Source organism: Streptomyces sp. NPDC101178 (assembly GCF_044767965.1).
Taxonomy (GTDB): Bacteria; Actinomycetota; Actinomycetes; order Streptomycetales; family Streptomycetaceae; genus Streptomyces.
Genome location: NZ_JBIWOZ010000005.1, coordinates 475,142 through 499,920, shown reverse-complemented (window position 1 = coordinate 499,920; position 24,779 = coordinate 475,142). Strand labels below are relative to the sequence as shown.

General features: G+C 71.1%; 30 protein-coding genes. 17 read left to right on the top strand and 13 right to left on the bottom strand.

Going from position 1 to position 24,779, the window contains the following annotated elements; translation table 11 throughout:
- Positions 1-25 precede the first annotated feature (25 nt).
- Complete coding sequence (locus tag ACIRR8_RS18175; RefSeq protein WP_404065373.1) at positions 26-913, top strand: LysR substrate-binding domain-containing protein; 888 nt, start codon at positions 26-28, stop codon at positions 911-913.
- Here the strand turns inward: ACIRR8_RS18175 and ACIRR8_RS18170 are convergent.
- Positions 882-1,553 carry a TetR/AcrR family transcriptional regulator gene (locus ACIRR8_RS18170; protein ID WP_404065370.1) on the bottom strand — a complete coding sequence of 224 codons (672 nt, stop codon included), beginning with the start codon at positions 1,551-1,553 and terminating at the stop codon, positions 882-884. The two genes, ACIRR8_RS18175 and ACIRR8_RS18170, sit on opposite strands and share 32 nt — an antisense overlap.
- 36 nt (positions 1,554-1,589) lie before the next feature.
- Here ACIRR8_RS18170 and ACIRR8_RS18165 point away from each other — a divergent pair, with 36 nt between their 5' ends.
- From ACIRR8_RS18165 to ACIRR8_RS18155, 3 genes are all read left to right on the top strand, one after another.
- Positions 1,590-2,387, top strand: a complete 798-nt coding sequence (locus ACIRR8_RS18165) for an alpha/beta fold hydrolase (RefSeq protein WP_404065367.1) — start codon at positions 1,590-1,592, stop codon at positions 2,385-2,387.
- Positions 2,388-2,703: 316 nt separating this feature from the next.
- A complete protein-coding gene (locus tag ACIRR8_RS18160) occupies positions 2,704-4,149 on the top strand; it encodes an FG-GAP and VCBS repeat-containing protein (protein WP_404065364.1) in 1,446 nt (481 codons plus the stop codon).
- A gap of 172 nt (positions 4,150-4,321) precedes the next feature.
- Positions 4,322-4,648, top strand: coding sequence for a nuclear transport factor 2 family protein (locus ACIRR8_RS18155; RefSeq protein ID WP_237327243.1), 327 nt, complete (start codon positions 4,322-4,324; stop codon positions 4,646-4,648).
- Positions 4,649-4,721: 73 nt separating this feature from the next.
- Here the strand turns inward: ACIRR8_RS18155 and ACIRR8_RS18150 are convergent, their stop codons facing one another.
- From ACIRR8_RS18150 to ACIRR8_RS18140, 3 genes are all read right to left on the bottom strand, one after another.
- Positions 4,722-5,255 carry a GNAT family N-acetyltransferase gene (locus ACIRR8_RS18150; protein WP_404065361.1) on the bottom strand — a complete coding sequence of 178 codons (534 nt, stop codon included), beginning with the start codon at positions 5,253-5,255 and terminating at the stop codon, positions 4,722-4,724.
- A gap of 112 nt (positions 5,256-5,367) precedes the next feature.
- Entirely contained in the window at positions 5,368-5,775 is a 408-nt protein-coding gene (locus ACIRR8_RS18145) for an STAS domain-containing protein (protein WP_404065358.1), read from the bottom strand.
- Positions 5,776-5,910: 135 nt separating this feature from the next.
- Positions 5,911-6,246, bottom strand: coding sequence for an STAS domain-containing protein (locus ACIRR8_RS18140; RefSeq protein ID WP_404065355.1), 336 nt, complete (start codon positions 6,244-6,246; stop codon positions 5,911-5,913).
- Between the two features lie 430 nt (positions 6,247-6,676).
- On the opposite strand from ACIRR8_RS18140, the gene ACIRR8_RS18135 reads away from it, so the two are divergent.
- Together ACIRR8_RS18135 and ACIRR8_RS18130 are read left to right on the top strand one after the other, a co-directional pair.
- On the top strand, positions 6,677-7,150 hold the full coding sequence (locus tag ACIRR8_RS18135) for an ATP-binding protein (protein WP_404065352.1): 474 nt from the start codon (positions 6,677-6,679) through the stop codon (positions 7,148-7,150).
- 183 nt (positions 7,151-7,333) lie between these two features.
- On the top strand, positions 7,334-8,107 hold the full coding sequence (locus tag ACIRR8_RS18130; protein WP_404065349.1) for a dienelactone hydrolase family protein: 774 nt from the start codon (positions 7,334-7,336) through the stop codon (positions 8,105-8,107).
- 150 nt (positions 8,108-8,257) lie between these two features.
- Here the strand turns inward: ACIRR8_RS18130 and ACIRR8_RS18125 are convergent, their stop codons facing one another.
- Together ACIRR8_RS18125 and ACIRR8_RS18120 are read right to left on the bottom strand one after the other, a co-directional pair.
- A complete protein-coding gene (locus ACIRR8_RS18125; protein WP_404065348.1) occupies positions 8,258-8,914 on the bottom strand; it encodes a class I SAM-dependent DNA methyltransferase in 657 nt (218 codons plus the stop codon).
- 71 nt (positions 8,915-8,985) lie between these two features.
- Positions 8,986-9,489 (bottom strand): hypothetical protein, encoded by a 504-nt coding sequence (locus ACIRR8_RS18120; RefSeq protein ID WP_404065346.1) that lies wholly within the window; start codon positions 9,487-9,489, stop codon positions 8,986-8,988.
- Positions 9,490-9,726: 237 nt separating this feature from the next.
- On the opposite strand from ACIRR8_RS18120, the gene ACIRR8_RS18115 reads away from it, so the two are divergent.
- Positions 9,727-10,485, top strand: a complete 759-nt coding sequence (locus ACIRR8_RS18115) for a DUF6879 family protein (RefSeq protein WP_404065344.1) — start codon at positions 9,727-9,729, stop codon at positions 10,483-10,485.
- A gap of 15 nt (positions 10,486-10,500) precedes the next feature.
- Entirely contained in the window at positions 10,501-11,352 is an 852-nt protein-coding gene (locus tag ACIRR8_RS18110; RefSeq protein WP_404065342.1) for a helix-turn-helix domain-containing protein, read from the top strand.
- Positions 11,353-11,380: 28 nt separating this feature from the next.
- Here ACIRR8_RS18110 and ACIRR8_RS18105 read toward each other — a convergent pair whose 3' ends face one another.
- A complete protein-coding gene (locus ACIRR8_RS18105; RefSeq protein WP_404065339.1) occupies positions 11,381-11,863 on the bottom strand; it encodes a GNAT family N-acetyltransferase in 483 nt (160 codons plus the stop codon).
- Between the two features lie 163 nt (positions 11,864-12,026).
- On the opposite strand from ACIRR8_RS18105, the gene ACIRR8_RS18100 reads away from it, so the two are divergent.
- A complete protein-coding gene (locus tag ACIRR8_RS18100; protein ID WP_404065336.1) occupies positions 12,027-12,551 on the top strand; it encodes an AAA family ATPase in 525 nt (174 codons plus the stop codon).
- A 13-nt stretch (positions 12,552-12,564) separates the two neighbouring features.
- Here ACIRR8_RS18100 and ACIRR8_RS18095 read toward each other — a convergent pair whose 3' ends face one another.
- Positions 12,565-12,723: a DUF397 domain-containing protein gene (locus tag ACIRR8_RS18095; protein WP_404065334.1), complete on the bottom strand. Its 159-nt coding sequence runs from the start codon at positions 12,721-12,723 to the stop codon at positions 12,565-12,567.
- A 113-nt stretch (positions 12,724-12,836) separates the two neighbouring features.
- Between ACIRR8_RS18095 and ACIRR8_RS18090 the strand changes: the two genes are divergently transcribed.
- The 3 genes from ACIRR8_RS18090 (at position 12,837) to ACIRR8_RS18080 (ending at position 15,682) form a co-directional block, all read left to right on the top strand.
- Positions 12,837-13,979 carry a hypothetical protein gene (locus ACIRR8_RS18090; protein ID WP_404065331.1) on the top strand — a complete coding sequence of 381 codons (1,143 nt, stop codon included), beginning with the start codon at positions 12,837-12,839 and terminating at the stop codon, positions 13,977-13,979.
- A 181-nt stretch (positions 13,980-14,160) separates the two neighbouring features.
- Entirely contained in the window at positions 14,161-14,676 is a 516-nt protein-coding gene (locus ACIRR8_RS18085) for a lytic polysaccharide monooxygenase auxiliary activity family 9 protein (protein WP_404065328.1), read from the top strand.
- Between the two features lie 232 nt (positions 14,677-14,908).
- Positions 14,909-15,682: a calcium-binding protein gene (locus tag ACIRR8_RS18080; protein WP_404065326.1), complete on the top strand. Its 774-nt coding sequence runs from the start codon at positions 14,909-14,911 to the stop codon at positions 15,680-15,682.
- Between the two features lie 59 nt (positions 15,683-15,741).
- On the opposite strand, the gene ACIRR8_RS18075 is transcribed toward ACIRR8_RS18080, so the two are convergent.
- From ACIRR8_RS18075 to ACIRR8_RS18065, 3 genes are all read right to left on the bottom strand, one after another.
- Positions 15,742-16,005 (bottom strand): hypothetical protein, encoded by a 264-nt coding sequence (locus tag ACIRR8_RS18075; protein WP_404065323.1) that lies wholly within the window; start codon positions 16,003-16,005, stop codon positions 15,742-15,744.
- An 81-nt stretch (positions 16,006-16,086) separates the two neighbouring features.
- The gene (locus ACIRR8_RS18070; protein WP_404065321.1) at positions 16,087-16,293 is read right to left on the bottom strand and encodes a hypothetical protein; all 207 of its coding nucleotides are present in this window, start codon (positions 16,291-16,293) and stop codon (positions 16,087-16,089) included.
- 132 nt (positions 16,294-16,425) lie between these two features.
- Positions 16,426-17,049, bottom strand: a complete 624-nt coding sequence (locus ACIRR8_RS18065) for a DUF1707 domain-containing protein (protein WP_404065318.1) — start codon at positions 17,047-17,049, stop codon at positions 16,426-16,428.
- 348 nt (positions 17,050-17,397) lie between these two features.
- Between ACIRR8_RS18065 and ACIRR8_RS18060 the strand changes: the two genes are divergently transcribed.
- From ACIRR8_RS18060 to ACIRR8_RS18050, 3 genes are all read left to right on the top strand, one after another.
- Positions 17,398-18,042, top strand: a complete 645-nt coding sequence (locus ACIRR8_RS18060; protein ID WP_404065316.1) for a dihydrofolate reductase family protein — start codon at positions 17,398-17,400, stop codon at positions 18,040-18,042.
- A 63-nt stretch (positions 18,043-18,105) separates the two neighbouring features.
- A complete protein-coding gene (locus tag ACIRR8_RS18055; protein ID WP_404065314.1) occupies positions 18,106-19,317 on the top strand; it encodes a type II CAAX prenyl endopeptidase Rce1 family protein in 1,212 nt (403 codons plus the stop codon).
- 109 nt (positions 19,318-19,426) lie between these two features.
- Complete coding sequence (locus ACIRR8_RS18050; protein ID WP_404065312.1) at positions 19,427-19,990, top strand: hypothetical protein; 564 nt, start codon at positions 19,427-19,429, stop codon at positions 19,988-19,990.
- 51 nt (positions 19,991-20,041) lie between these two features.
- Here the strand turns inward: ACIRR8_RS18050 and ACIRR8_RS18045 are convergent, their stop codons facing one another.
- Positions 20,042-20,641, bottom strand: a complete 600-nt coding sequence (locus tag ACIRR8_RS18045; protein WP_404065309.1) for a TetR/AcrR family transcriptional regulator — start codon at positions 20,639-20,641, stop codon at positions 20,042-20,044.
- 199 nt (positions 20,642-20,840) lie between these two features.
- Between ACIRR8_RS18045 and ACIRR8_RS18040 the strand changes: the two genes are divergently transcribed.
- The gene (locus ACIRR8_RS18040; RefSeq protein ID WP_404065540.1) at positions 20,841-23,123 is read left to right on the top strand and encodes a glycoside hydrolase family 3 N-terminal domain-containing protein; all 2,283 of its coding nucleotides are present in this window, start codon (positions 20,841-20,843) and stop codon (positions 23,121-23,123) included.
- A gap of 64 nt (positions 23,124-23,187) precedes the next feature.
- On the opposite strand, the gene ACIRR8_RS18035 is transcribed toward ACIRR8_RS18040, so the two are convergent.
- Positions 23,188-24,120 (bottom strand): DMT family transporter, encoded by a 933-nt coding sequence (locus ACIRR8_RS18035; protein ID WP_404065306.1) that lies wholly within the window; start codon positions 24,118-24,120, stop codon positions 23,188-23,190.
- Positions 24,121-24,253: 133 nt separating this feature from the next.
- On the opposite strand from ACIRR8_RS18035, the gene ACIRR8_RS18030 reads away from it, so the two are divergent.
- Complete coding sequence (locus tag ACIRR8_RS18030) at positions 24,254-24,754, top strand: MarR family winged helix-turn-helix transcriptional regulator (protein ID WP_404065537.1); 501 nt, start codon at positions 24,254-24,256, stop codon at positions 24,752-24,754.
- The last annotated feature ends 25 nt before the right edge of the window (positions 24,755-24,779 follow it).

Below are 24,779 nucleotides of genomic sequence, written 5' to 3'. Positions count from 1 at the left end.
TCAAACGTACGGGAGGATGGGCCGCGTGACCCTGGACCTGCACAAGCTGGAGCACCTCGTCGCCGTCGCGGAGGAGGGCGGGTTCACCCGGGCGGCCGAGCGGCTGCACCTCAGCCAGCAGGCGCTGAGCACCTCCATCCGCACCCTGGAGCGGTACGTCGGCGTCCAGCTCCTCGACCGCGGCCACCAGCACGTCACCCCCACACCTGCCGGGCAGGCCCTCATCGACGACGCCCGCGCGCTCCGGGCGCAGGCCGGCGCCGCCCTGGAGCGCGCCCGGCGCGTCGGCCGGGGCCAGGACGGCCACCTGCGCATCGGCCACACCCCGGCGGTCACCGCGGAGGAGGTGGTGGAGCTGCTGACCCGGGCCGGTACGGAGGAGCGCGGCATCCAGGCCCACGTGCGCCAGCTCTTCCCCGACGAGCTCCGCGACCAACTCCTCACCGGTGCCTGCGACGTGGGGCTGAGCCGGTCCATGCCCGCCGACACGGGCCTCACCCGCGCCCGGATCGCCGAACACCGCCTCCGGGTCGCGGTCCCCGCCGGTCATCCGCTCGCCGCGCGGCCCGCCGTGGCCCTGGCCGACCTGCGCGGGGAGCCGCTCACGGTGTGGGGCGAGTCCGGCTCGTCCGCGTACACGGACCTGCTGATCGGCCTGTGCCGCCAGGCGGGCGTGGAACCCGACACGCGGCGCAACCCGGTGCAGGGCACGCCGCCCATCACCGCCGTCACCGCGACGGGCCGCATCGCCTTCGTCACCGCGCCGCCGGGGTCGGCGGCGGCGGGTGCGGCGTACGTCGTCGACCTGGAGCCGCCGGTTTACGTGCCGGTCCACGCGCTGTGGCCCGCGCACACGACGTGCCGGGAACGGGACGTCTTCCTCAGCCGGTTGGGGGATCTTCCCCGCGCATGAGCCGGGTGGGGCGTGTCCGGTTCTCTGCCGCCGGGGTGAGATCCCGGCAGATCAGCCGATGGGCGAGGCGGGCCGTGGCGAGCAACTCACCTCGTTCCGCACCCAGGTTGGCGCGCGCCGACAGTCCGTGCCAGACGGACTGGACGACCCCGGTCAGGGCCGCCGGATCGGTATCGGCGCTCAACTCGCCCTCCCGTACCGCGCGTTCGATACGCGCGAGAAGGGCCCGCTCGTTCGAGCCCTGGAGTTCGGCGAAGTAGGCGCTGGTGTCGAGGGTGCTCGTGCTGTCGGCCATCGCGGCGCTGCTGAGCAGGCAGCCGGGGTGGGTGTCGTCCGGCAGGGTGAACTCGTGGACCGAGTCGATGAGGATGCGTTCCACGGCGGTCGCCAAGTCCGCTGCCTCAGAAGCCTGTTGGTAGATCTCCCGGTACCGCTCCGCGTACGTCCGCACCGCCTCCTCGAAGAGCTCGGCCTTGCTGCCGAAGGCCGCGTAGAGGCTGGAGGTGGAGAGCCCGAGGGCCGCCGTCAGGTCGCGGGTCGACGTGCCGGAGTAGCCGCGGCGCCAGAAGAGTCGGGCGGCGTCGAGGAGGGCGCGATCGCGGTCGAAGGCTCGTGGTCGTCCACGGGTGGGCTGGGGCACCCTTGCATTGTAGATCGTTCGCTCCATAATGGGTTTATGGAGCGAACGATTCAGAAATCATTCCCGGTCGGTACGAGCAGCTGGGTCACGGTGGACGTGTACGGAGACCCGGGCGCCCCCGGTCTCGTCGTCGTCCCCGGGGCGATGAGCGACGCGCGGGGGTGGGAGGGCGTCGCGGCGGCGATCGGCGCGTGGCCGTCGGTGGCCGTCGTCAACCGCCGAGGCCGCACGCCTTCGGGGCCGCTGACCAGCACCTACTCGCTGCGGGCCGAGGTGGAGGACCTGGGCGTGGTGCTGGACGCGTTCCCGGGTGCGGAGGCGCTGTTCGGGTGGAGCTACGGAGGCCTGATCGCCCTGCTGGCCGCCGGTGAGCGGCCTCTGCCCCACGTGATCGCGTACGAGCCGGTGATACGGCCGTTCGGCCTCGGCGTGCTCCCGGACCTCAGGGCGGCCGAGGAGGCGGGGGACCTGGACGCGGTCGTGGAGATCGTGCACCGGCGGATCGCGGGACTCGACGCGGCGGTGGTGGAGGCGCTGCGCGCGGACCGGGAGGGGTGGGAGGCCCTGCGCCGCCTGGCCGGGCCCGCCTGCGCCGAGCTCGCCGCGCTGTACGGGGACGCCGTGCCCGAAGCGCTAGCCGGCCGGGCGGACCGGGTGGACCTGATCGTCGGTGAGCTGAATCGCGGGCGAGCCCCGTACGGGACGGCGTTCGAGGAGGTCGCCCGGCGGGTGGCGCGCGCCGAGGTCCACGTACTCCCTGGGCAGGGGCATGTGGCCCATCTCCAGGCGCCGGGGGAGCTCGCCCGGTCGCTCGACGGCTTGGCCGCCGCCTGAGCGCCGGCGTACCGGCCGGTGTCCGAGCCGACCCGCTGGCCGCCGGTCCGAGCCGGGCGCACCGGCCGTCGTCCGAGCCGACCCGCCGGCCGCCGGTCCGAGTCGACCCGCCTGTCGCCGTCCGAGCCGGCCGTCGTCCGACGGACCCCGTACAACCTTCCGGCCGCATGATCGGTCTCATCTGCACCGAACGGTGCGTGCGCCGGGCCGGGAGCCTTGGCGTGAGCCGGGCCCGGCCCCCCACGCAGCCGGACCGGAACACCGAATCGGACGGCCGTACCGGCGGTCCCGCGTGCCGTAGGAGAAGAAGACACGCATGCAGCAGTACCTGCGCACCACTCTCGCGACCACCGCCTCGGCGGCCCTCGTCGGCGGGCTGCTCCTGGCCGGCGGAGGCAGCGCCGCCGCCGCGCCGTCCGGGATATCCGGCGACTTCAACGGCGACGGCTACCGCGACCTCGCCATCGCCGCGCCGCTCGGCAAGGCGGGCAACAAGGCCAAGGCCGGTTACGTGGCCGTGGTCTACGGCACCAAGAACGGCCTGAACAAGTCCAAGCGGACCATCATCAGCCAGGCGAGCGCCGCCATCCCCGGTGCGCCGGAGTCCGGCGACTACTTCGGCGACCGGCTCACCACCGGTGACCTCGACGGCGACGGCTACACCGACCTGGTGGTCGGCGTGCACTCTGAGCGGATCGGCTCGACCAGCTCCTACGGCGCCATCACCGTCGTCTGGGGCAGCGCGAAGGGCCTGACCAGGGGCGTCGACATCGCCGCGCCGCTGCCGAAGTACCGCAACGAGCTGGGCTGGGGCCTGGCCACCGGCGACTTCGACGGTGACGGGCGCACCGACCTGGCCGCCGTGAACATCTCCGCGCCCGAACTGAACATCTTCAAGGGCCCGATCTCCCGCACCGGCAGGGCGGCGGGCCTCGTCGGCATCGACACGACGGCGCAGACCGGCATCAACGCCGACCGGATCGTCGCGGGGAACGTCAACGGCGACGGCGCCACGGACCTGCTGGTCATGGGCCAGGAGCAGAAGGGGAACGCGTACCGGACCCGTAGCGTCCTCTACAAGGGCGGCAAGACCGGCCTCAAGCCGTCCGGCAAGGTCGCCGGCGGGTACGACGCGGTCATCGCCGACGTCAACAAGGACGGTTACGGCGACATCGTCACCGGCAACTTCATGGAGAAGTCCGCCGACGAGCCCAACGGCGGTCCCGGAGGCGTGGTCACCGTGACGTACGGCAGCGCCGCCGGTCTCTCGACCCGTACGCCGGCCCGCATCACCCAGGCGACGGCCGGCGTCCCCGGCTCCGCGACGAAGGGTGACCGCTTCGGCTGGAGCCTCTCCGCCGGTGACACCAACGGTGACGGCTACGCGGACATCGCGGTCGGCGTCCCGGGCAAGGACGTCTCGGGCAGGATCGACGCGGGTTCGGTCGTCGTGCTGCGCGGCTCGGCCAAGGGGCTGAACGGCACGGGCGCCAAGAGCTTCACGCAGAACACGGCCGGTGTACCGGGCAGCGCCGAGGCACGCGACCAGTTCGGTGCCTCGGTCCGGCTGACGGACAGCAACAAGGACCGCCGGGCCGAGCTGATCGTCGGCGCCTTCGCCGAGAACAACGGCGAGGGCGGGGTCTGGCTCTTCAAGACCGGCAAGGGCGGCATCACGGCCACGGGCGCGACGACCTTCGGCGCGGGGTCGGTGGGCGGGCCGAAGGGTCTGTCGTACTTCGGTGAGGTTCTCGCCGGCTGAGGGCCGCCTCCTCGCCTCTCGGACCTTCGCCTCTCGGCCCGCCGCCGCTTCGACATGCGGCGGCGGGCCGAGAGGCAGAGACTCGGTACGGATCTGCGGGGACGGGCCACCACCCGTCCCGGACGTACGCGCACCCGCACCCGTACCTGTACCCGTACCGAGGAGGAACACCATGACCACATCGATCAGCGACCCGGTGGTGGAGAGGTTCGTCGCCGCCGTCAACGCGGGTGATGAGGCCGCCTTCACCGCCGTCCTCACCGAGGACGCCACGATGTCCGACGACGGCAGCGAGCGGGATCTGGCCGCCTGGACGGAGAAGGAGATCTTCTCCCCGAAGGCGAACGGCCGGATGGACGTCGTGCAGGCCTCGGACGACGGCCGCACCCTCGTCGTGGACTACACGAACGACACGTGGGGCACGATGCGGACGCGCTGGTCCTTCACGGTCACCGGCGACCGCATCAGCCGCTTCGAGACGGGCCAGGCTCCCGCCTGAGCACACAGCACCTCTCAACCGGCCTGTCCCTCCCGCTCGGCCCGCCTCACCCGGCCCGGCCGGGCCATCGAGGTCAGGGCCGATCGGCCCGGTAGAGGTAGTGGTCCCGCCCGTCGACGGGGTTGTCCGGCTCCAGTTCCCCCTCGGCGACCCGCCGCATCCCGGCCTTCTCCAGCGCCCGCCAGGAGGCCCGGTTGGCGGCCGATACGGGCACGAGAACGCAAGGGGCGTCAGGGTGCTCGTCCCAGATCGCCTGGAGGGCGGACCGGATCATCCGCGGCCCGAGCCCCCGGCCGATGAGCTGCGGCTCACCGATCAGATAGTCGATGCTCATGGCCCCGTCAGGGACCTCGACGAGGGCGGCCACCTCCACCAGGTACGGGGGGTAGTCGGCCAGCCGGCACCGCTGCAGCAGTCCCATCGGGGTCCCGTCGAGGTGGGCGAGCAGTTCCTCCGAGGGCTCCTCCCCCCTGACGGCGGGCCCGAAGTCGCGTCGTACGGCCTCGATCGAGGTCTCGTGGTTCCACCACCGGGCCACGTGCGGCTGCTCCAGCCAGGAGATCAGCAGCGGGAAGTCGTCCTCGGTGAGACGACGCCAGGTGATCATGGGGAACCCTCCAACGGGCTGACTCGCGCGAACCGGGGCACCCATACGTACGCGGACACCCATACGTACCGGGCACTCATACGTACCCGCCGCACCGCGCCGTGAGGGCCGGTCAGGGCGGTGGAGCGCCGTCGCCGGGGCTTACACCGACGCCGTCGTCGGGGAGGGGTTCGCCGCCCAGGGCTTGGTCCAGGGTGTCGGCGATGTCGAAGTGCTCCAGTACCTGGGTGACGGTCAGCAGCGTGATGACGGCCTGCTGGAGAGGGCCGACGAGGACCAGGCGGCGGCCGGCGGCAAGGTGCATCAGACGGGCGCGGAGCAGGGCGTCCAGGAAGGAGCTGTCGCCGAAGGTGACGCCGGACAGGTCCAGGACGGTGACGGGCAGGGCCTGTTGCTCGGCCTCGCTCCAGGCGGCGGGGAGCAGGTCACCCTCGTCGGTGTCGAAGTCGCCGTAGGCGGTGACCACCAGAGCGCCCTGTTCTCGGCGCATGTGGACACGGGCCTGGGATCTCCAGGGCATGGGGGTACCCCCTCACTTCCTATTGGTCCAGGCCAGTACCCCGGAATATTGACCTCATGTCAGCAGCGCCCCGGGGCGGCATCCCGGGGCGTCTGCCGGTCGGTCCTGGTTGGTCCAGGTTGGTGCGGTTCTGTCTCAGGCCGCTGTACGCACGGCCCCTCGGCCCGCCGGGGCGGGCAGGTGCCGGTCCCATCCCTGGTCCGGGAAGGTGGCTGTGGCCACTTCCAGCAGGTGGGTGAAGGACGGCGTCAGGTTGGTCAGGGTGACCTGCGCGGGGGTGGTCGGTGTGCTGAGGAGGTGAAGCCCGGCGACGTCCGCGAACGTGACGGCGTGCAGGTCCCAGATCACCTCGGTCACGGTGTCGGGGAGTCCCGTGAGACAGGCCCGGAGCTGATCCAGGTTCTCGAAGTCGATGTCGCCGCGCGGTGTGAGTGTGGCGCCGCGGCCGTGTAGTTCGGTCGTGATGTGCATGGGGTGCGCCCCCCTTCTGGGGGTTGCTGAGCCCGAAGACGACGAGAGCCCCGGGTGCGGGGTTCCAGACGGCTAGGGCGGGGCCGGATGCCCGGGGAGGGGGCAACGTCCGGCTCCCAAAGAGTCGACACAGGATCGCACCGGCTCGGTCTCTTGTCCCCCCACCGTCCCATACATCAGCCACTCCGAGCCAGGTCGTTCCCACGGCCGGGTGAAACACCATCTGATCGTCGAGCAGGAATCGTCGAGCAGGAGCGGGGCGGGCCCGGGGCGGATTCCGTCCGTATGATCGCCCTTGGGCCTTCCATGGCGGTCAGAGGCCGAGGGTTCCGCCCGGAGCCCTCAAACGGCCCTGCCGCCGGCGCGCCGCACGCGACGGCGTGAGGATGGGCGGGGCATGCCGGCAGGAGGCCAGGGCAGGTGATGTGCGATGACCGATGACTGTGCCAGAACCGATGCCGGTGCGGGGGGTGTCCCGCATCACACCCAGGCGGCCCCTCTGTCGGGGCCAGGCGTCGGCCCGCCCGCGACGGCGGCTGCCGCGCGCACCCTCGTACGGGAGCTGATGGCTCTTGGCGCTCCGGATCTGCAGGACGAGGAAGCCGGTGCCCGGGTGCTGGCGGACGCGCTGTTGGTGACCTCGGAACTCGTCACCAACGCGATCCGGCACGGCGGCGGGCTCACCGCCTTCGACCTGTGGATCACCGACGACGGCCTGATCCTGAACGTCGAGGACGCCAGTCCGCGCCCACCGGTGACCACCGATCCCGACAAGCGGGAGAAGGGCCAGATCGGCGGGTTCGGCTGGCCGCTGGTCTGCCGCCTCGCGCAGCACGTCGCGGTCACCGCGCTCCCGGACGGAAAGCAGATCACCGTCCTCATCCGCCTCACGCCACCGGCCTGACAGGCGCGTCGGTGGCATCGGTCGGGCGTCAGGGTGGACAAGGTCGCCTCTGATCACGCCACATCACGCCACCCGGACACGGCCCGGCGGATCGCGCGGCCGTGACAGCACCCGGTCAGCCTCGCTCTGCCGACGGCAGAACACCGGCCGGACCGGGCTCGACGATCGCTACAGTCCAGCCGCATGACGACGAATGCGACGACAGCGACGACGGCGACGACGGCGACGAATGGGCTGATTTCCACGCGTACGGTGACGTATCCGGCCGACGGCTTGACGATGATCGGGCACCTCGCGCTCCCGGCCGGTGTCGACCGCCGCCCTGCGGTGCTGCTCGGACCGGAGGGCATGGGACTCAGCGACGTCGAGCGCCGCCGGGCCGACGCTCTCGCCGAACTGGGTTATGTGGCGCTGGCCTTCGATCTGCACGGCGGGCGCTGTCTGACCGATCCGGAGGAGATGCTGGCCCGCTGCCTGCCGCTGCTCGCCGACCCCGACCGGATGCGCGGTATCGGGCAGGCGGCGCTCGACGAGCTGCGCGCCGAACCGCGGACCGATCCCGACCGGATCGCCGCCGTCGGCTACGGAACCGGGGGCGCCGTCGGGCTGGAGCTCGGGCGCGCCGGCGCCTCCCTGCGCGCGATCGGGACGGTCAACGCGACGACCACGGGCCGACCGGGCGAGGCGGCGCGCATCCGCTGCCCGGTCTGGGCCGGGGTCGGGTCGGAGGACCCGATCATGTCGCCCGCACAACGGGACGCGTTCACCGCCGAGATGCGGGCCGCGGGCGTCGACTGGCGCCTCACGGTCTACGGCGGCGCCTTGCACGCCTTCCACCACCCGCCGGTCGACCACCCCACGGTCCCCGGCGTCGGACACCACCCCCGGCACGCGCAACGAGCCTGGCGTGACGTCCTCGACCTGCTCGCCGAGTGCCTGCCGTTGACGCAGGACTGACGGCGCGCGCATCTCGGTCACGCCCCCTCCTTGGCCGTCGGGCGTCGACCGCTGACCGCCGACCGCTGACCGCTGACCGCCGACCGCCGGGCGTCGGGCAGGAGGCTATCGACGAGGGAGTCGGGGGTGGGGGAGAGGCAGGGCTTCCCGTCACGGAGCGACAGCGCGGACCAGGAGCGTACCGATGTGTCCGGGGAGCGGCGCGTCCAGTACCTGTGCCTCGGCCGTGGCGAACCCGGCCCGGGTCAGCAGGCGTTCCCACACGGCCGGGCGGTAGCTGTAGCGGTAGGTGAACATGGCCTTGCCCGCGAAGCCGCCCTTGTACATACCCTGCGGCCCGTGGGCGCCCGGGATGGCCGGAGGTTGCGAGAAGGCGAACACCCCACCAGGGGACAACCGTTGGCGTACGAGAGGGAAGAGCCGCCCGGGGTCGGTGAACCAGGCGGCTCCGAAGATCGAGTAGACCGCGTCGTACGTCTCCTCGTGCTCACGCAGGTGCTCCAAGACCTCGGCGCACACGAACTGTGCTCCGCCGGCCGCCCATTTCGCGGTGGTCTTCTGCACCATGACCGGCGACAGGTCGACCCCGCGGGTGAAGACACCCCGCTGAGCCAGGTACGCGAGGGCGCGGCCGGTGCCGCAGCCGATCTCCAGCGCGGAGGCCGGGTCGCCGAGCACTTCAGGGCCGGGGCCGTGACCGGCGTACTGGGTCCAGCAGAAGGCCGGTACGTCGTCGTCCTTGAAGGCGGAGCCGGCGTAGGTGTCCCACAGCTCGGTCTCCGCGGCGATGTCGTGGTGCGCGGGCACGGTGGTTCCTTTTCGTGAAGGCCGGTCCCTGCCCTCCGGCGGGCGCGAGGGCAGGGACCGGCGCAGAGCGGTCAGTGGCTGTCGGGGACCTTGTTGTCGCACGGCGAGCACTCCGTGCCGTCGATCGCCCACAGCTCCTCGTCGACATCGAAGCCGATGGACCGCAGGAAGTCCGCCGTACGCAGGCACAAGCCGTCGCGACGCCTCTCGACGAACGGAGCGTGGTGCTTGTAGCGGCCTTCGTTGTAGGCCTCGCAGAGAGCCCACCAGACCGGCGTGTCGAGGATGAGCTGGTGGACACCGATGTCGACGAGCTTGCCCACCCCCAGGTGGACCTGCGGGTTCTCCATGCAGCCGATGGTGTACATGACGGCGTTTCCGAGGATGTGTTCGGCCATGTCGCGGACCATCGTGTGGTCACGCAGCAGAAGGGCGACCTCCCGGTCCCAGAGAGTCATCCCGCCGTCCAGCACGTTGACGGTCAGGTGCTGGACGAGAGGCTGTACCGCGTTGAGAAGTTGTCTCGGGTCCCGCGTGCGGATGATGCCCGTGGACCGGTGGAGCGTTACGTTCATGAACTACTCCTTCTTCGTCGCGGCTTCGGCACTCAGGTCCCAGGTCTCGCAGTGCTCCGGCCTTGGGAGCGAAGCTAGCGAGGGAGAGCCGTCGGGCGGCAGGGGAGTTGCGCATTGTTGCTCGCCTGTGGGGTGAGGTTGCGCAAGGTTGTCGATTCAGGACGACGGCAACCAGGACTGCGGGCGGCCGCCTCATGGAGGCTGGGAGGGACCTGTCCCCCAGGGAAGGACTCGACCATGGCTCGGCGGCTGCGATTCAACGGCACAGGCAGCGGTGTCAACGGATGCCCGTCCCTTCACGAAGACCTCGACACGGGTGAGGTCGTCGTTCACGGCCTCCCTCTCACCGACCCCGATGACATCGCTCAACTGAGGCACCTGAGCGACGGTGAGGTGCCTGTCGTGGTCCCGCGCGAGCTGCTGGTCGATTTCGGTCCGCGGGACGCGGTCCGGGTGCCGGACATCATCGGACTGGAGGAGTTCGACCGACTCTTCACCCAGTTCGAGCACACCGCCTGGCGCCTGGAGACGCGCTGCCGGTACGCCTCCGACGAGCTCACCGAAACGTACGCCCAGTTCACCCGTGGGGCGCCCGTCAACTGGGACGGAGCCGACACGGCATGGTGCTGCGAGCGCCGCGAGCAGGTGGCACTGGGCAAGCGTTTCGAGCGCGTCCGCATCGTCGACGATCCGCCCACGCCCGGCCAGCTCTACCTGCTCGACAATGCGCGGCGCAACAGTGCGGTCGGCGAGAGGATCCGCAACCTGCGGCGCGAGGATGCCGATCGGCTCGGCCTGCCCGCCGAGGACTTCTGGCTCTTCGACTCCAGGCTGGTCGCGCTGCTCAACTTCGACGACACTGACAACCTGGTCGACATCGAACTGATCACACAGCCCGCCGAGGTAATGCGGTACGCCATGGTGCGGGACGCGGCGGAACATCACGCCGTGCACTACACGGAGTTGGCCAAGAAGCTGACCGCGAAGGAGAGCTGAGACAGGCGTGTACCGGTGAGCACGGACTACCAGCAGGCGCGAGAGGCACTCGGAGTACGGCTGCGCGAACTCCGTCTCTCCGCCGCCGGTGGCCGACTCACCGGCGCGGAGCTCGCTGGGCAGGCCGGGTGGAACAAGTCCAAGGTCAGCAGGCTGGAGAACGGCAGGCAGACGCCCTCGCCCGAGGACCTGCGCGCCTGGACGGTGACAACCGGCCGGCCGGACGTGTATGACGAACTGCTGGCGCGGCTCAGGGGGTTCGAGTCGCACATCAGGTCCTGGCGGCGGCAGCTTGCCGCGGGCCACAAGGCGGTCCAGGACACCCACCTGAATGCTCATGCCGGGGCCACGGTGTTCCGTGGCTGGGAGCCCTCCATGGTTTTCGGCATCCTCCAGACCCCGGACTACGCGCGGGCGATCTTCACGAGGTACGCCGAACTGCAGCGGTCACCGCGTGACACCGAGGAAGCGGTCCGATCCCGCATGCAGCGGCAACGAGAGCTGTACGACTCTTCGAAGCGCTTCCACCTCATCATGTGGGAGTCCGCCCTGCACGCCCTGGTCTGCCCGCCGTCAGTGCTCGCGGCCCAGCTGGACCGTCTGGCGGGAGCCGTCGGACTGGACACGGTGGAGCTGGGAATCATCCCGCTGTCCGCCTCACTCAAGATCCCGCCGGCTACGGCCTTCTGGGTCTATGACGACCGCCAGGTGATCGTCGAGAACTGGCATGCGGAGCTGTGGATCGACGATGCGGCCAGCGTGGACACGTACCTGCGGACCTGGGCGACGCTGCGGGAGTCGGCTGTGTACGGCGCCGATGCCCACCGGCTCGTCAACGCGGCGCGAGAGGCGTTGGCGAGCCGGTAGCGCCCGCACGCTGCCGGCGGCCTCTCGCCTACAGGGCCTTGTAGTAGCGGACCAGAGGCAACGCCGTGTACCCGGCCTTCTCGTACGTTCTCCGGGCGGGTGCGTGGCCCGGGTCGCCGCCGGTCCAGATGGAGGCCAGGGTCACCCCGGCCTCCCTCATCCAGGTGGTCGCGAACTCCGTCAGCGTCGTACCGACCGCCTGCCCCTGGCATTCGGGGTCGACCGCTAGCAACTCGACTGCTCCCGCGCCGCCCTCGGGTTCCAGCACCACGGCGACGAAGCCGACCACTCCTGCCCCGGCTTCGGCGACCCAGACATGCGCTTTGCCCTCGGTACAGGCCGCTACGACCTCATCCCGCTGGGACGTACGCCAGTCCGGGTACTGCCGCTGGAAGACCTCCGGCCCCAGCACTCTGGCGAAGCTCTCGTAGACGGGCACCCAGGCGCGGAGTGAGAGATCCACTATCGGGTCGAGGTCCCGTGCCTCGTACGGGCGGACGTGTACCTGCATCTCTTCGCTCCCTGCCACGGTGGTGATTCCGTGGCGGCATGATCGCAAGACGTCCGGATCCGCGCAGAGAATTTCGGATCGGCACCGTGCGGCCGGACCTCAGTCCGTGGCTGGCCCGGAAAGGTGGTGGTGGTCCATCCCCACCTCCTGACACGATCTGGGCGTGACCACGTTGTTCCTGATGGTCGGCCTGCCCGGAGCCGGAAAGACCACGAGAGCCGGACAGCTCGCCGAGGAACACGGCGCGTTGCGCCTGACGCCCGACGAATGGATGCTTCCGCTCTTCGGCGAGGCCGAGGCGGACGGGAAGCGGGACGTGCTGGAGGGGCGCATGCTCTGGCTCGCCCTGGAGGCGGTCAAGGTGGGGACGAGCGTGGTGGTCGACTACGGCTGCTGGTCCCGGGACGAACGATCCGCGATCCGGTGGCTGGCGGAGGCGGCGGGCGCGCGCTTCCGGCTGATCTACCTGCCGGTCGACGCCGAGACCCAGCGCACCCGGATCGCCCACCGCTGGGCGACTGCCGCCGGGGAGACCTTCCCGATGACCGAGGCCGACATCCTGCACGGATGGGCGCAGTTCGAGGAGCCGGACGCGGCGGAACGGGAAAGCGGTGCGATCTCCGGCCCACCGCCCGGGTGGGCGGGCTGGCGGGAGTGGGCCGCCGCCCGGTGGCCTTCGTTCACCTGACCGCGCGCGCCTCTCAGGAGGCGGCGAACTCCACGAAGGACGTCCAGGTGGTGGAGGAGACGGCGAGCGCGGGGACGGTGAGGTCCTTGGAGTCGCGGATGTGGACGGTGTGGGTGGTTCGGTGATCGGCGCCTACCTGAATCCTCAGGTTGCGGTACCGTAATCGTGACATCACGTTCTGTGTGTGCATGTGGGTGACGCATGCGCATATGGAGCGGCCCCCGGCGGTGTTAGAGCACCGACCCGGGGACCTTCACCACTAGTGGATATCGAGGTCCACCCGCGATGCTGTCGCATGTTATCCCGCCCCCTCGGGGCTATTCGAAGGTCTCCAACGGCCTTGTACGTCAGTCGCGTCTGGGTAGTGACGCGAAGATCCTGGTCATCTACGTGCAGGGGTTGCCCGAAGGTGATCGCGACAAGGCCCTTGGTGAGCACGCCCGAGACCTTCACTTCACCGGGCGGCGCTACCAGAGGGCCAAGTCCGAGTTGGTGGCGAGCGGGTACCTCCATGAGAAGCGGGAGACCGTTGCCGGTGGGCGGTGGCGGACCGTGCAGGTCTTTTCCAACTTCCCGCTGACGGACGACCAGGCCGCGCGACTGCGGGCCGGGGTTCCGGCCGATGGGTACGAGCTGGTGAGCGCGGGGCCCGTTCCGACTGCGCACTTTCCGACGGTCGGTGCTCCGAGTGGTCCGGTGGCCGGTGGTCTTTTACCCGCAGACGAAGAACTGGGGAAGAACGAATCCCACCCACCCACCGAAGCGGGCTCGGGAGTTGGCGGGCCGGACGAGCAGGACGAGCAGGGCGGGCCGGACGAGCAGGACGAGCAGGGCGGGCCGGAGGGGTCGGAAAGGGAGGCTTCCGAGGAACCCTTCGAGGGACCGTTGGAGGGGCCTTCCGATGGGCCTCCCGATGGGCCTGAAGTGGCGGTCGCCGAGCGTGTGTTGCTCTCCCTCCGCCATGAGCAGCGCCAACTGCATCTCGGCGTGCGCGAGGCCCGTACGCTCGCCGGGCTCGCCGCCGAGTGGTTGCGGCGCGGGGTCACCGCCGCGGATTTGCGGCGGGCCCTGTGCAGTGGGCTGCCGGTGGAGGGGGTGCGGACGGCGGTAGGGTTCCTGGCGCACCGGCTCCGGGAGAAGCTCCCCGCCGCCCCCGAGAGCGCGCCTACGCCCGAGCCGTCCCCGCCGCCACCTGCCCTGATCGCCTGCGCCGGGCCGGGTGAGGAGCACATGTTCCGGCCCCGCGTTCCGTGGGCGACGACCTGCGGGCCCTGTCACCGGGAGGAGCAACGCGCCTTCTGGGCCGATGCGCAGGCCCGGGCCGAGGCGGCTCCCGAGCCTGCGCCATGGCGGGAGCGGTTCGCGGCCGTCGCGGAGGGCGGAGCCGTATCGGATGCGGACGCGGATGCGGAGGTGGGGGCTCCGTAGCGGCCGCTCCGGACGTTGGTCCCGTCGGCCGGGGCGAGGTCGCACCCTGGCTTGGTCTAGACCAAGAGGAGTACGCTTCCTCGGAGATGCGTTGCGGTCCCGAACGCCGCACGCAGGCGTGCCTGTCATGCACTTGTCAGGTTGCGTTCAGTCAAGTAACCGTGTCAACAGAGGAGTTGTCATGAAGAGCAAGAAGATGCTGGCCGTGGCCATCGGCGCGGGAATCGCCCCGCTCCTGGCTGTGACCCTGCCCGCCGGCGGTGCGAGCGCACACGGGTACATATCCTCGCCCCCGAGTCGTCAGGCACAGTGCGCCGCCGGCACGGTCGCCTGCGGTGCCATCAAGTACGAGCCGCAGAGCGTCGAGGGCCCCAAGGGCTTAACGAGCTGCAGCGGAGGGAACGCCGCCTTCGCCGAGCTCAACAACGACAACAAAGGCTGGAAGGTCACCCCGGTCAGCCGCACGACCAGCTTCAACTGGCGGCTGACGGCACGGCACGCGACCAGCACCTGGCAGTACTACGCGGGTGGCCGGAAGATCGCCGAGTTCAACGACGGTGGTGCCCGTCCGGGCGAGACCGTCACCCACCAGGTGAACTTCGGCACCCTGACCGGCAAGCAGAAGGTGCTGGCCGTCTGGAACATCGCCGACACCGCGAACGCCTTCTACGCCTGCGTGGACGTGAACGTGAGCTGACACTCGATCACGGCGGCGCCGCCCCGGCTCCGTCGGCGGGAGGCAGAACCAGAGAGAGAAACAGATCCGGCCGAGTCCATGGCCGATGCCCGGGGCGGATGCCGCACCGTCCGCTCCGGGCTCCGGGCCGGCACTCGGCCCGCACCCAAGTGACCACGGAGGACTGACGCTCGTACGCAGTCCAGCGCGATGCCAGCCGAATCCTCCGGCCGCTCCACCGAGATGAGGTTCCGTGCACCACCACCGAGTCACCGCCCGTGCAGCCGTCATGGCTCTGCTCGCCACCGGCCTTGCCGCGTCCCCGGCCGTCGGGGCTTCTGCCGCCACGGCGGCCAAGGCCCGCGTCGGCGCCGACTGGGCGAAGCAGTCGATCACCTTCACCGCCGCCCCGGGGCAGGCCAACGACCTCCACGTGGTCCCGATGGACCGGGGCGACGGGGTGCGGCGCATCGGCTTCCGCGACGCCGTGCCGCTCCAGCCGGGCGACCACTGCACGTACCTGGAGCCGGGGGTCGAGACGTACGTCGTCTGCGAACTGCCCACCGACAGTGCCCTGCCGGACCGGATCGACGTCTTTCTCGGCGACGGCGACGACGAGATCGCCACCAGTGACCTGGCCGTGGCCACCGTCAGCGGTGGCCCCGGCGATGACACCCTGCACGCACACACCGCCCACACGGTCCGGGGTGACGAGGGCGACGACATGGTCATGGGGCGCGTCGTCCTGGACGGCGGCGACGGCATGGACCACCTGATGGGCGACGACGGCGACCAGCGGATGTACGGCGGCCGGGGCGCGGACATGATCGAGGGCTACGGTGGCCGGGACCTCGTGTACGCGGGCCCGGGCGACGACCACGTCATGGGTGGAGACGGCAACGACGTCCTCCTCGGCGGCTTCGGCGACGACATGCTGCACGGCGAGGGCGGCAACGACCTGCTCGTCGGCGGCCCCGGGAAGGACAAGGCCGAAGGCGGCCCCGGCCGGAACATCGTTCTCCCGTAGGCCGCACCGGACGGGCGCCCGGTCCGCACCTTCGGACCGTACAGCGTGGCGTCCAGGAATCAGGCCGCTCGCGATGCGTCGGCGGGCACCCACACCCCGTGTCGGCAGGGCTTGAAGTCCACGACGACCGCCGGGTGTCCGTCGATGCCCGGGTCTTCGACACGCGACACGACGCTCTCCGGCGGCTCGTCGCAGACCGGACACGACACGAGCGCCGGATAGTCGGGTCGCTGGAGAACTCCCAGGAGCACCTCCTCTTCCCTGCACAGCAGAGCCGCTGTGAGATCGGCCAGCCACGCACCTGTCATACGGACGCGGTCCATGGCGTCCTCCTTTGAGGGCTGGCGTTCCCCATCGCTCCGCTCCCTCTTCCGTGGTCAGCTTCTGTGGTCAGCGGAATGCGGTCACGGGGCGTCAGCCGGCTGGTCGTCCTGCCAGACCCAGCGGCCGCCGGGGTCGGGAGCGTAGAGGCTGCTGCCGCCCGGGAAAGTGCAACCGTCGTTGGGAAGCGCGACCCAGGGATCCTCATCCGTGAGGGTCACGGTCGTGGCTTGGCCATCCAGTGGTCCGCCATGCAGTTCGACGGTGATGGAGGTGATGTCATCGCTCATGTCGTTCTCTTGCCCCGACAGGTACAGACCAATTCTGGTGGACTCTCGCCTGGCGAAATGATCCGGTAGTTCCTGCTCCGAGCTCTCCACCGCGTTCGAGCGGGGGAGGCCCGCCCAAGACGCACTCCAGGCCTACGCCGGGTTGCCGCGGAGCTTGCGTCGTTCTCGTTGGTTGGGGTGGCGGATGACCACACCTCCGGCGCCGCCGGAACCGGTGAGCCGGATCAGCGGAGTTCGTGGCAGCCGGTCGGGCGTCGTCTTGTCCTTGAGGCCGCCGTAACCGGGGTCCATTCCGTCGGTGTCCACAGCCCAGGCGTCGGGGATGACGATCGTGACGCCGGATACCTCCCCGTAGGCCTCCACCGCGATCTCCGTGAGCCGGCACTCGACGCGGGTGAAGTCGAGCTTCACGCCCCCCACGCCTCCACGAGCGATCACGTGCCCGGGAACCTCCCAGCGCTCGGGGCCCCGAGAAGCACCGAACGTGCCCCCCGTGACCACCAGCGGCGACTGGCTCGCGGGGGAAGGCGGCTTCGGCAGGTCGGCGGTCAGGACGGCCAGCTCGTTGTGGGTCTTGGACGTCAGCGCCTGCTCCAGCCGTGCGTCCAGCTCGTCGAGATCGATGCGCCCCTCGGCCGCCGCATCACGCAGCTGCTCCACCACCGCCTCCCGGTCGTCGTGGGAGGCCCGGAGGTCTCCTGACAGGGCTCCTGGCAGGGCGGGGCGCAGTGAGGGCTCGGGGTGCTGGGCAGTCATACCCGCCAGGATATGCAGCCAGGTGGGCCGGGTGGAGGGGGCGGACTGAGGCTGCGTACAGCGACTGCCTCCGTACAGGGGCGATGTGCGGAGCTGGTTGACCGTCTTCGAAGTCGGCCGGGCGCACGGTCTGGGGCTCCACGAGGCTCAGCTCGGATGAGGTCCGGCCCGGCACCGGCGCGGCACGGTGACGGGCTCGTTGTCAGTGGCGGCTGGCAGCATCGACGCCAGGAAGGCTTCTGCGGCTGGCCGCGACAGGAGAACCCACTCGCGTGCGTGTCACCGCTAACCCGCTCCCCGATGCGGCGTTCACTACGGGTGTCGTCGTCGACCACGCAGGAGGAACCCATGGCTCAACTGTTGAGAGTCCAGAATTTCACCGTCTCCAGTGACGGCATCGCGGCCGGTGAGGACCAGACCCTGGAGCGGCCCTTCGGGCATGTCGACCCCGGGCAGATGTTCTCCTGGGCCGGTGCCACGGCGAGCTGGCCGATGCGTACGGACCCCGGGGGCAGCCGTGGGCTCGACGACTACTTCACCCGGGACTTCGACCGCAACATCGGCGCCGAGATCATGGGCCGGAACAAGTTCGGGCCCCAGCGCGGGCCCTGGCCCGATGACGCGTGGCGCGGCTGGTGGGGCGATGAGCCTCCGTTCCGTACGCCGGTGTTCGTCTTGACCCACCACGAGCGCCCGTCGTTCACGCTCTCCGACACCACGTTCCACTTCGTCGGCGGCGACCCGGCCGACGTCCTCGCGCAGGCGCGGGAGGCGGCTCAGGGCAAGGACGTGCGGCTCGGCGGCGGGGTCACCACCATCCGGGAGTTCCTCGACGCCGACCTCGTCGACGCGTTGCACGTGGTGGTCGCGCCGGTGAAGCTCGGGTCCGGGCTGCGGCTCTGGGAGTCGCCGGACGAGCTGCTCGACCGGTTCCACCTGGAGGCCGTGCCCAGCTCGAGCGGGGTGACGCACCACTTGTTCTGGCGGAAGTGAGGTGTACCGGCCTGTTTCGTGCCGCATTGACCTCGGGTGCCGGGCGCCAGCAAGATCTCCGGTGTGAAACCTGACATACCACCGCCTTCGCCCTGGGACCCGCCCTCGTCCTCGACCTCGCCCTCGTCCGGTCCGTCCTCCGCCGAAGGGGCCGCCTGGCCGCAGGGCCCTGGATCCGCCTGGCCGCAGCCGAGTGCCGCCGCCTGGCAGTCGCCCGGCGGGCCCGATGGGCAGCAGCCGACAGGGCCCGCTTGGCAGCAGGGCCCCGGACCTGCCTGGCCGCAGGGCCCCGGGCCCGCCTGGCAGCAGGGCTGGCAGGGGCCGCCGCCCGGGTTCGGTCCGCCGCCCGGTGCCGTACCGCCGGCCAGGCCCGTACGGGCCGAGGCCGGGTCGCGCTACGACCAGCAGGGGCGTAACGGGCAGGGCGGCAGGTTCGGGTGGCTCGGGGAGCTGTCGCTCGTCGTGCTGCTGGTCGTGGTCGGCATCCTGGTCGTCTCGGTGATCGGGCTCGTCGTCGCGGAGGTGCTGGACGCGGGGCCGGCGTCGGCGGAGAGCGACATGTTCTTCGCGGACCCCGTCGCCGACACGGCCCTCCAGCTCGCCGGCATCGCCATCGGGATACCGGTCGTCCTGTGGGGCGCCCGCTACCTGGGCAGGCGGCCGGCCGGGACCGTCTCCTCGGTCCTCGGACGGCTGCGGTGGAAGTGGCTCGGGCTCTGCGCCGCCGTGGCCGTTCCGCTGATCATCGTCCAGTTCGGCGTGATGTTCGCCTGGACCTGGGGCGAGGAGTCGGCCGAGCCGGCCGGCGACGGCTTTCCCGGCTGGACCGCTTTTCTGGTGAGCCTGGCGGTACTGGCCGCGCTGGTGCCGTTCCAGGCGGCGGCCGAGGAGTACGTCTTCCGGGGCTGGCTCGTCCAGGTGATCGGGCGGGCCGTGCGGTCGCCGTGGCCCGCCGTCGTCCTCGCCTCGCTCCTCTTCGCCCTGGCCCACGGGTTCGGCGAACTCACCGGGTTCATCCTGCTCTTCTACTCCGCGATGTGGTGGGGCTGGCTGGTGATCCGGACCGGGGGGCTGGAGGCGGTCATCACCCTGCACGTCGCCAACAACCTCCTCGCCTTCGGCCTCGCGGCCGGCTTCGGCGAACTCGCCTCCACCGAGACGGCCGCCGACGCGCCCTGGCAGGCCATGGTCCTGGAGTTCGTTTTCGCGCCGCTGTACTGCCTGGGCATGGCCTGGCTCGCGGACCGGCGGGGCGTTGCGCGGGTGAGCCCCTGAGCCTCTGAGCCCCTGAACGGCCGCCGGGGCGCGGCGCCGGGGCCCGGCCGAGGGCCTGGTTGGATGAGGGCGGGACCACGGGCGGGGGCTCGGGGGTGGAGGGGGACCCATGGCTGACGAAGGGCGGTTCCGGGCGAGCGGGTGGCGCGGGCGGGAGGTCGAGATACCGAGTTCCCTCCGGGCCGCGGGACCGGTCGTGCTGGAGTTCAAGGGCGGCCTGACCACGACGTTCAGGCTGCGGGCGATGCGGAGATCGAGCGCGCACAAGTCGTACGGCGAGGAGATCACGGACACGCCCGGGCCCAGGGCCCGCAGGGCGATGCTGCCCGGCGGCTACAACCGTGTGGAGGTCAGCCGGGTCAGCCCGGGGAACAACACCGGTTCGGGATTCGCCCGCTGGAAGCTGCGCACCCTCGATGTGGCTGAGCTCTCCGTACTGAAGGACACCCTGTCCGGCCGGAACGACGACGTGGTGTTCTTCGACGGCCCCGCACGCTGCTCGTTCGTGTGGGAAGGCCGCTTCGAGAGCGGTCGGCTGCGCTTCACCTCGGTGACCGGGGGAACCGCCCGGGAGATCAGTGCGGAGCACGCCGTCCGAGGTGTGGTCGCCGTGCCGGGCAAGGGCTTCCTCTGCGTCTCCACCTGGGGGCCGTGGACGCTGAAGAGGCTGTGACGGGCGAGACTCCCGCGTGCGGGCCCCGGCGCGTGGCGCGCCGGCCCGGACTCAGAACCGTACGGTCAACTGTGCCTGCACATGGGCCCGCAGGACACCCGCCATGTCCGTCGCGCAGTCGCTGATCAGCCACTGGATCTGGAGGCCGTCCATCAGGGCGATCAACTGCTGTGCGGCGGCGGCCGGCTCGATGTCGTCGCGCAGTTCGCCCGCCTCCCGGGCCTGGCGGTAGGCCAGTTCGGTGTTGGCGACCGACGTACGGTAGCGGGCCTCGAAGTACGCGTGGGCCGGGTGGTCCGGGGAGGTGGCCTCCGCCGCGACCACCGAGAACAGCTCGACGATCCCGCGCCGTTTCGCGTTCAGCTCCGCGAGGTCCACCAGCCGGCGCAGATGGTCCACGCCCCGGGTCACGCCGAGCGCCAGCCACTCGTCGTCCACGTCGTCGCGGCGCTGGAGCACCGCGAGGAGCAGGGCCTCCTTCGTCGGGAAGTGGTGCAGCAGGCCCGGGTGGGAGATGCCGCAGCGGGTGGCGATGACGCGGAGCGAGGCGCCCCTGTACCCGGCCTCGCCGAACAGGGTCATCGCCTGGTCGAGGATCTCGATCCGTTTGGCCCGGCCCTTGGCGTAGCCGCGCCGCGTTCCCGGGGTCACGCGCATTCACCCGCTGTCATCGCAACGCCTCTCTCGTTCCCGCCGTTCCCGCCCCCGCGCTGCCGCCGACCCCGCTCCGCGTGGCTCCGGTGCTCCGGCTCAGATTCTCACAGGGGTGAAGACGTATCTTTCCAATACTTACCAAGCGGTCGGTATTGAGCGTACGGTACTGCGGAGTGCCGTCGTGAAAGGAACTCCTGTGGGCCTCCTGCCGCCGTACCTCGACCCCGCGCTTCCCGTCGCGGACCGGGTCGCCGACCTCCTGGGCCGCATGACGCTGCCCGAGAAGGTCGGCCAGATGCTCCAGCTCAACGCCAAGGAGGGCGTGCGGCATCTCGTGGAGGACCTGCACGCGGGATCGATCCTGCACGCCTCGCCCGAGCGGGTGCTGGAGGCCGCGGCCCTCACCGCGAAGACCCGGCTGCGGATTCCGCTGCTCGTCGCGGAGGACTGCATCCACGGCCACTCCTTCTGGGAGGGCGCCACGATCTATCCGACGCAACTCGGCATGGCGGCCACCTGGGACACGGAGCTGGTGGAGCGGATCGCGCGGGCCACGGCGGTGGAGGTCGCGGCGACCGGCGTGCACTGGACGTTCTCGCCGGTCCTCTGCATCACGCGGGACCTGCGGTGGGGCCGGGTGAGCGAGACGTTCGGCGAAGACCCGTACCTCATCGGCGAGTTGGCCTCCGCGATGGTGCGCGGCTACCAGGGCGACGGGCTCAGCGACCCGACCGCGATCCTGGCCTGCGCCAAGCACTTCGCCGGGTACTCCGAGACCCAGGGCGGGCGCGACGCCAGCGAGGCCGACATCTCGCGGCGCAAGCTGCGCTCGTGGTTCCTGCCGCCGTTCGAGCGGGTCGCCAAGGAGGGCTGCCGGACGTTCATGCTCGGCTACCAGTCCATGGACGGCGTGCCGATCACCGTCAACGACTGGCTGCTCGGCGAGGTGCTGCGCGGCGAGTGGGGCTACACCGGCACGCTGGTCACCGACTGGGACAACGTCGGCCGCATGGTGTGGGAGCAGAAGATCTACGCCGATTACGCGCAGGCGTCGGCGGCGGCGGTCCGCGCGGGCAACGACATGGTGATGACGACGTCGAAGTTCTTCGAGGGCGCCCAGGAGGCGGTGGCGGAGGGAACGCTCACGGAGGCGGAGATCGACGCCGCCGTACGCCGCATCCTGACGCTCAAGTTCGAACTCGGCCTCTTCGAGAACCCCCGCCACCCCGACCCCGCCCGCCAGGCCGCGTTCATCGGCGGCGCCGAGCACGCGGTCCTCAACCTGGAGGCGGCCCGCCGCTCGCTCGTCCTCCTGACCAACGACGGCACGCTGCCGCTGGCGGGCGGCCTGGAGGGGGCCGGGGACGGGCGGGCCACGGGCCCCGGGCCCCGTACGGTCGCCGTCGTCGGGCCCAACGCCGATGACGCACAGACCCAGTTGGGCGACTGGGCGGGCTCCTCGGGGCAGGCGGACTGGCTGCCGGACGGGCAGCCGCGCGCCATGATCCGTACCGTGCTCGACGGCTTCCGCGACAAGGTGCCCGCCGACTGGACCGTGGCGTACGCGCCCGGCGCCCGCATCCTGGACGTCGGGCCGGACCCGGAGGGCGCGTTCTTCCCGGACGGGCAGCCGCGCCCCGAGGTCGTCGTCCCGGCCGTACCCGACCCGGCGCTGATCGGGGATGCGGTCGCCGCAGCCGAGGCCGCCGACCACGTGGTCGCCGTCGTCGGCGACCGGATCGAGCTGATCGGCGAGGGCAAGTCGACGGCGACGCTCGAACTCGTCGGTGACCAGGTCGCGTTGCTCGACGCGCTGGCGGCGACGGGCAAGCCGCTGGTCGTCGTGGTCATCAGCTCCAAGCCGCTGGTGCTGCCGCCGTCCGCGCTCGGTGCGGCGGCGATCGTGTACGCGGCCAACCCCGGGATGCTCGGCGGTACGGCGGTGGCGGAGCTGCTCCTCGGCCTGATCGAACCGACCGGCCGCCTCCCGCTCTCCTTCGCCCGGCACGCCGGGCAGCAGCCGACGTACTACAACCAGGTGCGCGGCCAGCACGGCACGCGGTACGCGGACCTCACGCAGAGCCCGGCGTTCGCGTTCGGCGAGGGCCTGAGCTACACGACGGTCACGTACACCGGCCTGGAGCTGCTGACGGCGGTCGTCGAGCCGACGGAGACGGTACGAGCGCGGGTCACGCTCACCAACTCCGGTGCCAGGCCCGCGTTGGAGACCCTCCAGGTGTACGTGAGCGACACGGTGACGTCGGTGACCTGGGCGGAGAAAGAGCTGAAGGCGTACGAGCAGGTGGCGCTGGCTCCGGGCGAATCGCGCCAGGTGGTGATCGAAATCCCGGTCTCCGACTGCACGTTGGTGGACGCGCAGGGGCGGCGCGTGGTGGAGCCGGGCCGCTTCGAACTGCTGGTGGGGCCGTCGTCACGGGACGACGCCCTCTTGCGGTCGGAGTTCACGGTGAAGGGGTGAAGTGGCTTCATTTGTAGGCCAGTTCGCGGTGAAGGGGTGAGCGTGGTGGACGGGATGGGGGAGTTCACGGCGAGCGGTTGATGCGGGAGGGGTGGTCGGCGGCCGTGGTGGGCTCGGAGGGTTCCGGGGCCTCGGGTGGTGGTGCGGGCGTCCGGACGGCGCGCTGGCCGAGGACCACTCCGCACAGGGTGAGGACGAGGCCGAGGACCTGCCGGCTTGAGAGGCTCTCGCCGGCCAGCAGGAGCCCCAGCAGCACGCCCGTCACCGGGTTGAGCAGCCCCAGCAGTCCGACCGTCCCCGCCGGCAGGTGCTTCAGCCCGAGGAACCAGGCGGCGAACGCGATGCCCGTGGCGACCACGGCGAGGTAGCCGAACCCGAGGAGCGCGGGACCGTCGAGTGCGGGCGGTGCGCCCTCCACGAGGGCCGCGCACGGCACGAGCAGCAGCCCGCCGCCGAGCAACTGCCAACTGGTGGCGGCGAGTACGTCCACCCCGCCGCTCCACCGCTTGGCCAGGACGTACCCGTACGAGGACATCGCCATGGCCCCGACGGAGGCGAGCACGCCGATGGCGTCCACCGACCCGGCGGCGGTGAACACCATCAGGCAGACGCCGCCGACGCCGGTCAGGGCCCCGGCGAGAGGCTTCCAGCCCGGCCGCTCACCGACCAGCGGCCAGGCCAGCATCATCATGAACAGCGGCGCGAGGGCCATGATGATCGACGCCAGGCTGGTCGGGAGGCGCTGAGCCGCCACGTAGACGAGGGCGAAGAAGCCGCTCATGTTCAGCGCGCCGAGCACGAGGGACTTCCACCACCAGTCGCCGTGCGGCAGCTTCCGGCAGAGAGCCAGGAGCAGCAGCCCGGCGGGGACCGCGCGGAAGGCGGCGCCGTACAGCGGGTGGCTCTCGGGCAGATACTCGCGCGTGACGAAGTAGGTCGTGCCCCAGGCCACGGGGGCCACCGCCGTGACCAGCGACCATTTCAGGTTACCTTCCATGGAAGCTATTATGCCTTCCATGGAAGGTAATGTTGGGAACATCGCTCCGGAGGGCTCGGACGAGGCGGAGATGGGGGTGGAGGAGCGTACGGGCCGGGACGGGGTCGCGGTGGAGCGCGGAGCCCTCGACCATGTGGCCCGTATCCAGGCCGAGTGGGCGCGGGAGCGTCCGGACGTGGACGTGTCCCCGCAGGCGGTCATCGGCCGCCTGCACCGCCTGGGCCGCCTTCTGACGGCCCGCCTCGACGTGGTCTACGCGGCCCACGGCCTGTCCGAGGGCGAGTTCGACGTGCTGGCCGCGCTGCGCCGGGCCGGGGAGCCCTTCGAGCGCGCGCCGGGCGCGCTGGCCGCGCACACGATGGTCACCACGGGCGCGATGACCAAGCGGATCGACCGCCTCCAGCGCGCCGGCCTGGTGACCCGCCGCCGCTCGGCGGCGGACGGCCGGGGCCGGGTGGTGGCGCTCACCCCGGCGGGCCGGTCCCTGATCGACCGGGCGTTCACCGAGCACATGCGCAACGAGCGGAACCTGCTCGACGCGCTGGACCCGCAGGAGGCGGCGGAGCTGGAGCGGCTGCTGACGGGGTGGCTGGCGCGGGTGGAGCTGATGGAGCCGCTGGTGGAGCGGGCGTGAGGTCCGAGCTGGAGCAGCGCCGAGG

Coding starts and splice junctions, on each gene's coding strand:
- ACIRR8_RS18165 (WP_404065367.1), top strand. CDS start 1,590: ATGGAGCGAACGATTCAGAAATCATTCCCGGTCGGTACGAGCAGCTGG.
- ACIRR8_RS18160 (WP_404065364.1), top strand. CDS start 2,704: ATGCAGCAGTACCTGCGCACCACTCTCGCGACCACCGCCTCGGCGGCC.
- ACIRR8_RS18155 (WP_237327243.1), top strand. CDS start 4,322: ATGACCACATCGATCAGCGACCCGGTGGTGGAGAGGTTCGTCGCCGCC.
- ACIRR8_RS18150 (WP_404065361.1), bottom strand. CDS start 5,255: ATGATCACCTGGCGTCGTCTCACCGAGGACGACTTCCCGCTGCTGATC.
- ACIRR8_RS18145 (WP_404065358.1), bottom strand. CDS start 5,775: ATGCCCTGGAGATCCCAGGCCCGTGTCCACATGCGCCGAGAACAGGGC.
- ACIRR8_RS18140 (WP_404065355.1), bottom strand. CDS start 6,246: ATGCACATCACGACCGAACTACACGGCCGCGGCGCCACACTCACACCG.
- ACIRR8_RS18135 (WP_404065352.1), top strand. CDS start 6,677: ATGACCGATGACTGTGCCAGAACCGATGCCGGTGCGGGGGGTGTCCCG.
- ACIRR8_RS18130 (WP_404065349.1), top strand. CDS start 7,334: ATGACGACGAATGCGACGACAGCGACGACGGCGACGACGGCGACGAAT.
- ACIRR8_RS18120 (WP_404065346.1), bottom strand. CDS start 9,489: ATGAACGTAACGCTCCACCGGTCCACGGGCATCATCCGCACGCGGGAC.
- ACIRR8_RS18115 (WP_404065344.1), top strand. CDS start 9,727: ATGGCTCGGCGGCTGCGATTCAACGGCACAGGCAGCGGTGTCAACGGA.
- ACIRR8_RS18105 (WP_404065339.1), bottom strand. CDS start 11,863: ATGCAGGTACACGTCCGCCCGTACGAGGCACGGGACCTCGACCCGATA.
- ACIRR8_RS18095 (WP_404065334.1), bottom strand. CDS start 12,723: ATGTCACGATTACGGTACCGCAACCTGAGGATTCAGGTAGGCGCCGAT.
- ACIRR8_RS18090 (WP_404065331.1), top strand. CDS start 12,837: ATGCTGTCGCATGTTATCCCGCCCCCTCGGGGCTATTCGAAGGTCTCC.
- ACIRR8_RS18085 (WP_404065328.1), top strand. CDS start 14,161: ATGAAGAGCAAGAAGATGCTGGCCGTGGCCATCGGCGCGGGAATCGCC.
- ACIRR8_RS18075 (WP_404065323.1), bottom strand. CDS start 16,005: ATGGACCGCGTCCGTATGACAGGTGCGTGGCTGGCCGATCTCACAGCG.
- ACIRR8_RS18070 (WP_404065321.1), bottom strand. CDS start 16,293: ATGAGCGATGACATCACCTCCATCACCGTCGAACTGCATGGCGGACCA.
- ACIRR8_RS18065 (WP_404065318.1), bottom strand. CDS start 17,049: ATGACTGCCCAGCACCCCGAGCCCTCACTGCGCCCCGCCCTGCCAGGA.
- ACIRR8_RS18060 (WP_404065316.1), top strand. CDS start 17,398: ATGGCTCAACTGTTGAGAGTCCAGAATTTCACCGTCTCCAGTGACGGC.
- ACIRR8_RS18050 (WP_404065312.1), top strand. CDS start 19,427: ATGGCTGACGAAGGGCGGTTCCGGGCGAGCGGGTGGCGCGGGCGGGAG.
- ACIRR8_RS18035 (WP_404065306.1), bottom strand. CDS start 24,120: ATGGAAGGTAACCTGAAATGGTCGCTGGTCACGGCGGTGGCCCCCGTG.